The 10,515-nt window shown below is 44.8% G+C and carries 10 protein-coding genes, 2 tRNA genes, 2 rRNA genes and 1 other RNA gene (1 of these 15 running past the window's edge); 4 read left to right on the top strand and 11 right to left on the bottom strand.

Annotated features, from left to right (window positions below; genetic code table 11):
* The 11 genes from MKX38_RS00170 to tadA all read right to left on the bottom strand — a co-directional run.
* Positions 1-793 (bottom strand): 23S ribosomal RNA (locus MKX38_RS00170) (it extends 2,135 nt beyond the left edge of the window).
* 81 nt (positions 794-874) lie between these two features.
* Positions 875-950 (bottom strand) — tRNA-Ala (locus tag MKX38_RS00165).
* Positions 951-961: 11 nt separating this feature from the next.
* A tRNA-Ile gene (locus tag MKX38_RS00160) sits at positions 962-1,038 on the bottom strand.
* Positions 1,039-1,140: 102 nt separating this feature from the next.
* Positions 1,141-2,690: ribosomal RNA gene (locus tag MKX38_RS00155) — 16S ribosomal RNA — on the bottom strand.
* The 16S and 23S rRNA genes sit together here with 2 tRNA genes alongside, the layout of an rRNA operon.
* 245 nt (positions 2,691-2,935) lie before the next feature.
* On the bottom strand, positions 2,936-3,199 hold the full coding sequence (gene bofA, locus MKX38_RS00150) for a sigma-K factor-processing regulator BofA (RefSeq protein ID WP_003225421.1): 264 nt from the start codon (positions 3,197-3,199) through the stop codon (positions 2,936-2,938).
* A gap of 66 nt (positions 3,200-3,265) precedes the next feature.
* Positions 3,266-3,490 carry a YaaL family protein gene (locus MKX38_RS00145; protein ID WP_003242387.1) on the bottom strand — a complete coding sequence of 75 codons (225 nt, stop codon included), beginning with the start codon at positions 3,488-3,490 and terminating at the stop codon, positions 3,266-3,268.
* Between the two features lie 17 nt (positions 3,491-3,507).
* Positions 3,508-4,104: a recombination protein RecR gene (gene recR, locus MKX38_RS00140; RefSeq protein WP_003225425.1), complete on the bottom strand. Its 597-nt coding sequence runs from the start codon at positions 4,102-4,104 to the stop codon at positions 3,508-3,510.
* A 14-nt stretch (positions 4,105-4,118) separates the two neighbouring features.
* Complete coding sequence (locus tag MKX38_RS00135) at positions 4,119-4,442, bottom strand: YbaB/EbfC family nucleoid-associated protein (RefSeq protein WP_003225427.1); 324 nt, start codon at positions 4,440-4,442, stop codon at positions 4,119-4,121.
* Between the two features lie 23 nt (positions 4,443-4,465).
* Positions 4,466-6,157: a DNA polymerase III subunit gamma/tau gene (dnaX, locus tag MKX38_RS00130; RefSeq protein WP_076458822.1), complete on the bottom strand. Its 1,692-nt coding sequence runs from the start codon at positions 6,155-6,157 to the stop codon at positions 4,466-4,468.
* Between the two features lie 129 nt (positions 6,158-6,286).
* Positions 6,287-6,551, bottom strand: an RNA gene (ffs, locus tag MKX38_RS00125) — signal recognition particle sRNA large type.
* An 82-nt stretch (positions 6,552-6,633) separates the two neighbouring features.
* Positions 6,634-7,119, bottom strand: coding sequence for a tRNA adenosine(34) deaminase TadA (tadA, locus tag MKX38_RS00120; protein WP_128992306.1), 486 nt, complete (start codon positions 7,117-7,119; stop codon positions 6,634-6,636).
* Positions 7,120-7,204: 85 nt separating this feature from the next.
* Here tadA and MKX38_RS00115 point away from each other — a divergent pair, with 85 nt between their 5' ends.
* The 4 genes from MKX38_RS00115 to dck all read left to right on the top strand — a co-directional run bounded on the left by MKX38_RS00115 (position 7,205) and on the right by dck (position 10,475).
* A complete protein-coding gene (locus MKX38_RS00115) occupies positions 7,205-7,750 on the top strand; it encodes an isochorismatase family cysteine hydrolase (protein WP_003226786.1) in 546 nt (181 codons plus the stop codon).
* Between the two features lie 69 nt (positions 7,751-7,819).
* On the top strand, positions 7,820-9,103 hold the full coding sequence (locus tag MKX38_RS00110; RefSeq protein WP_167407778.1) for a glycoside hydrolase family 18 protein: 1,284 nt from the start codon (positions 7,820-7,822) through the stop codon (positions 9,101-9,103).
* A gap of 98 nt (positions 9,104-9,201) precedes the next feature.
* A complete protein-coding gene (gene dgk / locus MKX38_RS00105) occupies positions 9,202-9,825 on the top strand; it encodes a deoxyguanosine kinase (protein WP_106611084.1) in 624 nt (207 codons plus the stop codon).
* Positions 9,822-10,475, top strand: coding sequence for a deoxyadenosine/deoxycytidine kinase (gene dck, locus MKX38_RS00100; protein WP_014478585.1), 654 nt, complete (start codon positions 9,822-9,824; stop codon positions 10,473-10,475). Before dgk ends, dck begins: the two co-directional genes overlap by 4 nt.
* The last annotated feature ends 40 nt before the right edge of the window (positions 10,476-10,515 follow it).

Genomic DNA, 10,515 nt, shown 5'->3' with positions numbered 1-10,515 from the left:
ACGTGCGTGGGTTCGGGCCTCCATTCAGTGTTACCTGAACTTCACCCTGGACATGGGTAGATCACCTGGTTTCGGGTCTACGACCACGTACTCATGCGCCCTATTCAGACTCGCTTTCGCTGCGGCTCCGCATCTTCTGCTTAACCTTGCACGGGATCGTAACTCGCCGGTTCATTCTACAAAAGGCACGCCATCACCCGTTAACGGGCTCTGACTACTTGTAGGCACACGGTTTCAGGATCTCTTTCACTCCCCTTCCGGGGTGCTTTTCACCTTTCCCTCACGGTACTGGTTCACTATCGGTCACTAGGGAGTATTTAGCCTTGGGAGATGGTCCTCCCGGATTCCGACGGAATTTCACGTGTTCCGCCGTACTCAGGATCCACTCAGGAGAGAACGAAGTTTTGACTACAGGGCTGTTACCTCCTATGGCGGGCCTTTCCAGACCTCTTCATCTACCTCGTTCCTTTGTAACTCCGTACAGAGTGTCCTACAACCCCAAGAGGCAAGCCTCTTGGTTTGGGCTGATCCCGTTTCGCTCGCCGCTACTCAGGGAATCGCATTTGCTTTCTCTTCCTCCGGGTACTTAGATGTTTCAGTTCCCCGGGTCTGCCTTCTCATATCCTATGAATTCAGATATGGATACCACTCCATTACGAGTGGTGGGTTTCCCCATTCGGAAATCTCCGGATCAAAGCTTGCTTACAGCTCCCCGAAGCATATCGGTGTTCGTCCCGTCCTTCATCGGCTCCTAGTGCCAAGGCATCCACCGTGCGCCCTTTCTAACTTAACCGTTAAAAAGAATCACTATGTGATATCTTGTGTTACTAATTGAATGTGATGTCTACTGTTATCTAGTTTTCAAAGAACACGTTGGTGGAGCCTAGCGGGATCGAACCGCTGACCTCCTGCGTGCAAAGCAGGCGCTCTCCCAGCTGAGCTAAGGCCCCGTTATATAAGATGGTGGGCCTGAGTGGACTCGAACCACCGACCTCACGCTTATCAGGCGTGCGCTCTAACCAGCTGAGCTACAGGCCCATCTTAACTTATTCAAGGAACAAAGTTCCTTCAAAACTAAACAAGACAGGGAACGTTCTGTTTATAAGACCCAAGGTCTTATATTCCGTATAATATCCTTAGAAAGGAGGTGATCCAGCCGCACCTTCCGATACGGCTACCTTGTTACGACTTCACCCCAATCATCTGTCCCACCTTCGGCGGCTGGCTCCTAAAAGGTTACCTCACCGACTTCGGGTGTTACAAACTCTCGTGGTGTGACGGGCGGTGTGTACAAGGCCCGGGAACGTATTCACCGCGGCATGCTGATCCGCGATTACTAGCGATTCCAGCTTCACGCAGTCGAGTTGCAGACTGCGATCCGAACTGAGAACAGATTTGTGGGATTGGCTTAACCTCGCGGTTTCGCTGCCCTTTGTTCTGTCCATTGTAGCACGTGTGTAGCCCAGGTCATAAGGGGCATGATGATTTGACGTCATCCCCACCTTCCTCCGGTTTGTCACCGGCAGTCACCTTAGAGTGCCCAACTGAATGCTGGCAACTAAGATCAAGGGTTGCGCTCGTTGCGGGACTTAACCCAACATCTCACGACACGAGCTGACGACAACCATGCACCACCTGTCACTCTGCCCCCGAAGGGGACGTCCTATCTCTAGGATTGTCAGAGGATGTCAAGACCTGGTAAGGTTCTTCGCGTTGCTTCGAATTAAACCACATGCTCCACCGCTTGTGCGGGCCCCCGTCAATTCCTTTGAGTTTCAGTCTTGCGACCGTACTCCCCAGGCGGAGTGCTTAATGCGTTAGCTGCAGCACTAAGGGGCGGAAACCCCCTAACACTTAGCACTCATCGTTTACGGCGTGGACTACCAGGGTATCTAATCCTGTTCGCTCCCCACGCTTTCGCTCCTCAGCGTCAGTTACAGACCAGAGAGTCGCCTTCGCCACTGGTGTTCCTCCACATCTCTACGCATTTCACCGCTACACGTGGAATTCCACTCTCCTCTTCTGCACTCAAGTTCCCCAGTTTCCAATGACCCTCCCCGGTTGAGCCGGGGGCTTTCACATCAGACTTAAGAAACCGCCTGCGAGCCCTTTACGCCCAATAATTCCGGACAACGCTTGCCACCTACGTATTACCGCGGCTGCTGGCACGTAGTTAGCCGTGGCTTTCTGGTTAGGTACCGTCAAGGTACCGCCCTATTCGAACGGTACTTGTTCTTCCCTAACAACAGAGCTTTACGATCCGAAAACCTTCATCACTCACGCGGCGTTGCTCCGTCAGACTTTCGTCCATTGCGGAAGATTCCCTACTGCTGCCTCCCGTAGGAGTCTGGGCCGTGTCTCAGTCCCAGTGTGGCCGATCACCCTCTCAGGTCGGCTACGCATCGTCGCCTTGGTGAGCCATTACCTCACCAACTAGCTAATGCGCCGCGGGTCCATCTGTAAGTGGTAGCCGAAGCCACCTTTTATGTTTGAACCATGCGGTTCAAACAACCATCCGGTATTAGCCCCGGTTTCCCGGAGTTATCCCAGTCTTACAGGCAGGTTACCCACGTGTTACTCACCCGTCCGCCGCTAACATCAGGGAGCAAGCTCCCATCTGTCCGCTCGACTTGCATGTATTAGGCACGCCGCCAGCGTTCGTCCTGAGCCAGGATCAAACTCTCCGATAAAGTAGTTTGACTGACTACGCACATCGCTGTGCGATTTTTAAAAACTGAATTAACAGGTACGTTTTGTCTTGTTTAGTTTTCAAAGAACTTTGTTTACCGCTCGTTTAAGCGACTTTATTATCATAACATTTACCGTCGCTACTGTCAACAACTTTTTAACATTTTCTTTTCAAAAAAGCTGTTCGTCATCAGCGACGTATACTAGAATAACACCTTCGGTTGTCTAAGTCAATACATAATATCAATTAAATGATAAATTGCTTAATAACGACTAACGCAGCTATTCCGGGTATCCCTAAAATTCCGCTGATAGCTGTTGTAACCAGATTAATCGGCACATGAATGCCAAGACTGCCGCCAAACATATTTACACAAACCAGCAGCAAAGCACCTGCCACAAATTTAACAGCTGTGATGCCAATCCACTTTAAAGGCTTCGCAGCTGAACCTGATAAAAAAAGAAGAATAACCAGTCCTAAAATAATCCCAATAATAAAAATAGGCTCCATGAATCTTCTCATCTCCTTCGCTTGTTCTAGTACAAGCTTATGAGAAGATCCAGGAGTTTAGACCACTTACTTCCACCGGCTGATTTTTAAATTTCGCTGCTTCGCTTCCCTTAAGTAAAAAAAATACTTCGCTTCAGCTACTTTCAGTTCGTATAACACTTCAGCAGACGGTTCTAAGCTTTTTTCAACCAGCTTTTTTTGCCTGTTCCACTCTTCCTTTTGTTTAAAAAGCTGCTCGGTTAGTTTTTCATCAAACTCTCTTCTTAATGTTTTCTTGCGAAGAAAACCCATGGATCGCTTTTTCCTCCTTACAATTCACGTCTTCCTTCAAGTGCTTTAGAAAGAGTGACCTCATCAGCATATTCCAAATCACCGCCGACGGGCAGTCCGTGGGCAATACGGGAGAGCTTAATACCAGACGGCTTGAGGAGCCTTGATATATACATCGCCGTTGCTTCCCCTTCTATATTAGGGTTTGTCGCGAGGATCACTTCTGTCACTTGATCATCCTGTAATCGTTTTAACAATTCTGGTATTTTAATATCCTCCGGTCCGATGCCGTCCATTGGAGAAATAGCGCCGTGAAGAACGTGATACTGTCCATTGTATTCCTTCATTTTCTCCATAGCGATAACATCCTTAGGGTCTTGCACAACACAGATAACAGACTTATCCCTGCGCGTATCTTCACATATATAGCAAGGGTCCTGATCTGTAATATGCCCGCAAACTGAACAATATGTCAGGTTGCGTTTCGCATTTACTAATGCTTTCGCAAAATCTAATACTACATCTTCTTTCATACCTAGAACAAAAAAAGCCAGACGAACCGCTGTTTTCGGTCCGATCCCTGGCAATTTCATAAAGCTGTCAATCAGCTTTGATATTGGTTCAGGATATTGCATGTTCTTTTATCCCCCTAGAATAAACCTGGCATGTTCATTCCCTTTGTAAATTGACCCATTGTTTCGTTTGTGATTTCGTCAACTTTTTTCAAAGCTTCATTCGTTGCAGCAAGCACTAAATCTTGAAGCATATCAATATCTTCAGGATCAACGACTTCTTCTTTGATGATAACATCCAGGATTTCTTTTTGGCCGTTTGCTTTTACTGTTACCATACCGCCGCCTGCAGTTCCTTCAACAACCTTTTCTGCAAGCTCTTCTTGAGCCTTCGCCATGTCCTTTTGCATTTTTTGCATTTGTTTCATCATTTTTTGCATATTACCCATTCCGCCACGCATAGCATTCACTCTCTTTCATTTTGTTAGTCTTTTATTTCAATTAAATCCGCTCCAACAAGCTTTTTCGCTTCGGCAATAAGCGGGTCTTCTTCAGCCGGTTCATTTGATCCTTCATTTTCCTGCTGATGATCTTCTAAAAATTCTTCTCTTATTTTACCCCATTGTGCTTCTGGAACGCCAATCAAATCCATTCTTTTTCCGAGCATCGATTCTAAAATCTGCTCAAGATTAGTCCGGACTCCGTTGTTATCCTCAGCGACCATTTTACAATGAATTTCATATTTGAATTTCAGAACAAATGCCGCCGATCCGGCAGCCACAGGTTCACTGTCATTCAGCAAAGCGGCATGTGATACTTTGTTTTGCTGTTTGAGATGAGCAAGAAGCTTGCCCCAACTGTTTCTGAGCAGATCAAGATCCGGTCTTGTGGCTTCCTTCAAAATCTCATGAATTCTGCCTACTGGCGCTTTGTAATTGGATTTCCCGCCCTTTGGCACACGCGGCGCTTCTTTTTTCGGGCTTTCCGCAGCTGCTTTTATGCCCGTTGTTTTGAGCCGCTCTACTTCCTGTTCGAGCTGCTGGATTTTTTTCATCAGCATATCCACTTCCGGGAGATCAGCAGCAGATTGATGTGAGGTTTGGCAAATCTTCACAACGGCCACTTCGAAAAAGATACGCGGATGATTTGTCCATTTCATTTCCTGATGGCTCTTGTTCAGAATATCAATCATTTCATATAGGGCCTGAGCCGGAATTTGTTCACTTAGTTCCCGGAACGTTTCATCGACTTTTACTTTCTCAAGCACTCCCTCTAAGCCAGGGGCTGTTTTGTACAGCAGCATGTCCCTGAAATAGAAAATCATATCTTCTATCAGCTTAGCTGGATCTTTTCCTTGCTGAAGCAATTCATTTAATGTTTCCAGTGCGTCAGAAACGTTTTTATCATGCAGGGATTGTGCAAGCTTCCCGATATATAATTGAGAAACAGCACCCGTAATTAAAAGCGCATCTTCGACTTTCAGGATATCGCCGCTGAATGATATGGCCTGATCAAGAAGGCTCAGGGCATCCCTCATCCCTCCGTCTGCAGCACTCGCGATGATTTCCAGCGATCCTTCCTCCACTTGCAGCTGTTCAGCATCAACAATTTTATTCATGCGGCCTACAATCGCTTGGGAGGTAATTCGTTTAAAGTCAAAACGCTGACATCTAGAGATAATGGTTAAAGGAATTTTGTGCGGTTCAGTTGTTGCTAATATGAAAATACAATGCTCAGGCGGCTCTTCTAATGTTTTTAGTAATGCATTAAAAGCGCCGATAGAAAGCATATGCACCTCATCTATGATATATACCTTATATGTGACGGCCGATGGGGCAAACTTCACTTTATCGCGAATGTCACGAATCTCATCAACACCGTTATTAGAAGCGGCGTCAATTTCTATGACATCGGATATTGACCCGTTTGTTATCCCTTTACAGGCCGCACATTCGTTGCATGGCTCATCAACAGGAGCATGTTCACAGTTGACAGCCTTAGCAAATATTTTGGCTGCACTGGTTTTTCCGGTTCCTCTAGGCCCGGAAAACAGATAAGCGTGAGAAAACTTTTTTTGCAAAAGGGCATTTTGCAGCGTTTTTGTAATGTGTTCTTGTCCGACCACATCTTCAAAGCGCTGAGGCCTGAATACTCGATATAAAGCTTGGTAACTCACGGGTTTGCCCTCCTCCGTTATTCATCATTCCCATTATACATGAACCTTGTTTCGATTCCAAAAGCTCTTTTTACATAACAAAAAACTCACCTAATATTAGGTGAGTCTGAAAATTTGATGATTGATTTACCGTGCACCTTCTGTCGATTCGCTACCCTAAGCGTTACTTAAGCAGTTAGCTCGGCCCAGGCAACCCTGCGGCACATGAGAGGTTTCACTTAATGCTGCTTCCTTCCGGACCTGACATGGTTCATGAATTCCCATTGCGCAGGACCCAAACGTCAACACCACTTACTTAAGGCAGGCCTTAAAGTAAACGAACCTCGAGAAGGGATTCGGCCCTGCTAGAGCGGATTGCAGGTACAGGGCACCGCTACCTCCCCGCTTAGCACGGCAAAATAAATATCAAATTTTATGTTGCATCTATTACGATGCACACTTAAGTATATCTGTTTCCCCTAAAAATTGCAACCGTACTATTCAGACAAGTTTTTCCTGGCGGCTTTCTTCTTTTTTCTTAGTTCTCTGAAAAACGCACTGAGCATTCCGCCGCATTCTTTCTCAAGTACACCGCTCACCACTTCAGCCTGATGATTAAAGCGTTCCTCCTGAAGAAGGTTCATTAGCGTGCCTGAACAGCCGCCTTTCGGATCAAATGCGCCAAAAACCACTTTTTCCACTCGAGAAAGTACGACTGCACCAGCACACATTGGACAAGGCTCAAGCGTCACATAAAGAGTCGCACCTTCCAGCCGCCATGTTCCCAGTGCCTTACACGCTTCATCAATCACAAGCATTTCTGCATGGGCAATAGATCGTTGCTCAGTCTCTCTTAAATTATGTGCACGCGCTATAATTTCATCATTAACGACAAGCACCGCACCTATTGGCACTTCACCTTTCTCTTCAGCCTTTTTCGCTTCTTTAATTGCTTCTTTCATATAAAGTTCATCTTGTGTCATAAGGATAAGCTCTCTTTTCAAAGTTTTTTCATTGCCTAAAAAGGCTACATATTAACTATAACTGAAACGGAAAGGAGACTGTCGATTGTCCAAAGCAGATACAGCCCTTCTCATTGTAGACATGATCAATAATTTTGAATTCGATATGGGAGAAACCCTCGCTAAAAAAACAGAAAAAATCGTTCCTCATATTTTATCATTAAAGGAGCACGCGAGACAAAATGAATGGCCGATTATTTACATCAATGATCATTATGGACTTTGGCAAGCTGACATTAAAAACATTCAGCAAGAATGCACAAATGAAAGAAGCAAGGATATCATCACTAAGATAGCCCCGGAAGATGCTGATTATTTTTTAATCAAACCAAAACATTCCGCTTTCTACGAAACTGCACTTCACACCCTTCTTACTGAGTTGCAGGTGAGACATATTATCTTAACAGGTATAGCCGGCAATATATGTGTGCTGTTTACCGCTAATGACGCTTATATGAGGGAATACAGCATCACGATTCCTAAGGACTGTATCGCGTCAAACAGTGACGAAGATAACGAATTCGCCTTAACTATGATGGAGAATGTTCTTTTCGCAGAAATTACGACGGAAGAACAAATTACAGAAAAATAAACATGATCAGCGCTTTTCTTTCATACATTGATAGCGATATGAAAGGAGGCGTTTTTCATTCAAATTTATGTGGTAAAACAAGGCGACACTCTTTCTGCTATCGCTTCACAATACAGAACAACCGCAAATGAGATCACTGAAACGAATGAAATACCGAATCCCGACAGCCTTGTTGTCGGACAAACCATTGTCATTCCAATAGCCGGCCAGTTCTATGATGTGAAGCGAGGTGATACCCTGACATCCATCGCCCGGCAGTTCAATACAACAGCAGCTGAGCTCGCAAGGGTTAACCGCATCCAGTTAAATACCGTGCTTCAGATTGGTTTCCGTTTATACATCCCTCCAGCTCCTAAACGAGACATCGAATCAAATGCTTATTTGGAGCCCCGAGGAAATCAAGTCAGCGAAAATCTCCAGCAGGCGGCCAGAGAAGCGTCGCCCTACTTAACGTACCTTGGCGCATTCAGCTTCCAGGCACAGCGGAACGGAACCTTAGTCGCACCGCCTTTAACGAATTTAAGGAGCATTACAGAAAGTCAAAATACAACATTGATGATGATTATAACGAACCTAGAAAACCAGGCATTTAGTGATGAACTTGGCCGGATCCTTTTGAACGACGAAACTGTAAAAAGAAGGCTTCTAAATGAAATAGTGGAGAATGCCAAGAGATATGGCTTCCGTGACATTCATTTCGACTTTGAATATTTGCGGCCCCAGGATAGAGAGGCCTATAATCAATTTCTCCGCGAAGCAAGGGATCTTTTTCATCGAGAGGGCTTAGAAATTTCTACGGCTCTTGCTCCTAAAACAAGTGCAACACAGCAGGGCAGATGGTATGAAGCTCATGATTACAGGGCACATGGCCAAATTGTCGACTTTGTTGTTCTCATGACATATGAATGGGGCTATAGCGGCGGGCCGCCTCAAGCGGTTTCTCCAATTGGCCCTGTCCGCGATGTCATAGAATATGCTTTGACTGAAATGCCTGCGAATAAAATCGTCATGGGCCAGAATTTATATGGATATGACTGGACGCTGCCATATAAAGCAGGGGGAACTCCGGCAAGAGCAGTAAGCCCTCAGCAAGCCATTGTCATAGCTGATCAGAACAATGCTTCCATTCAGTATGACCAAACCGCTCAAGCTCCTTTCTTCCGCTATACTGATGCACAAAACAGAAGGCATGAGGTATGGTTCGAAGATGCCCGCTCAATCCAAGCAAAATTCAATCTGATTAAAGAACTGAATTTAAGAGGCATCAGCTATTGGAAGCTGGGTCTTTCCTTCCCGCAAAACTGGCTGCTGCTGTCTGATCAATTTAATGTTGTCAAATTGACGTTTCGATAAATTGGAAACGTCTTTTTTTCATGGGGGCACCCAAGGGTTGTGATACAATATGAAGGTCGGTAACTGACGCACGTTTTTCAGATATAAGGAGGATTCCGATGAATACAGCCCCTTTTATTGCAATAGAAGGTCCTATCGGGGCAGGAAAAACAACCCTCGCAACGATGCTCTCACAAGAGTTCGGATTCCCTATGATCAATGAGATTGTAGAGGATAACCCGTACCTTGATAAGTTTTATGACAATATAGAGGAATGGAGCTTCCAGCTCGAGATGTTTTTTCTTTGTCACAGATACAAACAGCTTGAAGACACCAGTGATCACTTTTTAAAAAAGGGACAGCCTGTAATAGCTGATTATCATATTTATAAAAATGTGATTTTTGCGGAACGCACCTTGTCTCCACATCAGCTGGAAAAATACAAAAAGATCTATCACCTGCTAACGGATGATCTGCCAAAGCCGAATTTCATCATTTACATAAAGGCCAGTCTGCCTACATTGCTACACCGCATTGAAAAACGCGGGCGCCCCTTTGAGAAAAAAATTGAAACTAGCTATTTAGAGCAGCTGATTTCAGATTATGAAATCGCCATCAAGCAGCTGCAGGAAGCAGACCCTGAACTTACAGTGTTAACCGTAGATGGTGATTCAAAGGATTTCGTTTTGAATAAGAGCGACTTTGAACGCATTGCCGCCCATGTAAAGGAGCTTATCGTATGAAGGAACATCATATCCCTAACAATTCAATTATTACAGTAGCAGGAACAGTAGGTGTCGGAAAATCGACTTTAACAAAAACTTTAGCTAAACGGCTTGGATTTAAAACATCTTTGGAGGAAGTCGATCATAATCCATATTTGGAAAAGTTCTATCATGATTTTGAACGTTGGAGCTTTCACCTTCAAATTTACTTCTTAGCTGAACGCTTCAAAGAACAGAAAACAATTTTTGAAGCCGGTGGAGGTTTTGTACAGGATCGTTCGATTTATGAAGATACAGGAATTTTCGCAAAAATGCATGCTGATAAAGGGACAATGTCAAAGGTTGATTATAAGACTTACACAAGCCTTTTCGAAGCAATGGTAATGACACCGTATTTCCCACACCCAGATGTGTTGATCTATTTAGAAGGAGATCTGGAGAACATTTTAAACCGGATTGAACAACGCGGCCGTGAGATGGAGCTTCAGACAAGCAGGTCTTATTGGGAAGAAATGCATACACGCTACGAGAACTGGATAAGCGGTTTTAATGCCTGCCCTGTTTTAAAACTTCGCATTGAAGATTATGATCTTCTGAACGACGAAAACTCGATTGAAAATATTGTAGATCAAATTGCTTCAGTTATTCATGATAATCAAAAAAAGTGAATCTCAGTCGAGATTCACTTTTTCTTTAAAATAAAAAATC

This window comes from Bacillus sp. FSL M8-0025 (genome assembly GCF_037975475.1).
In the GTDB taxonomy this organism is placed as follows: domain Bacteria; phylum Bacillota; class Bacilli; order Bacillales; family Bacillaceae; genus Bacillus; species Bacillus subtilis.
Note: the sequence above shows the minus strand (reverse complement) of the source record. Positions and strands in the feature narration are given on the sequence as shown.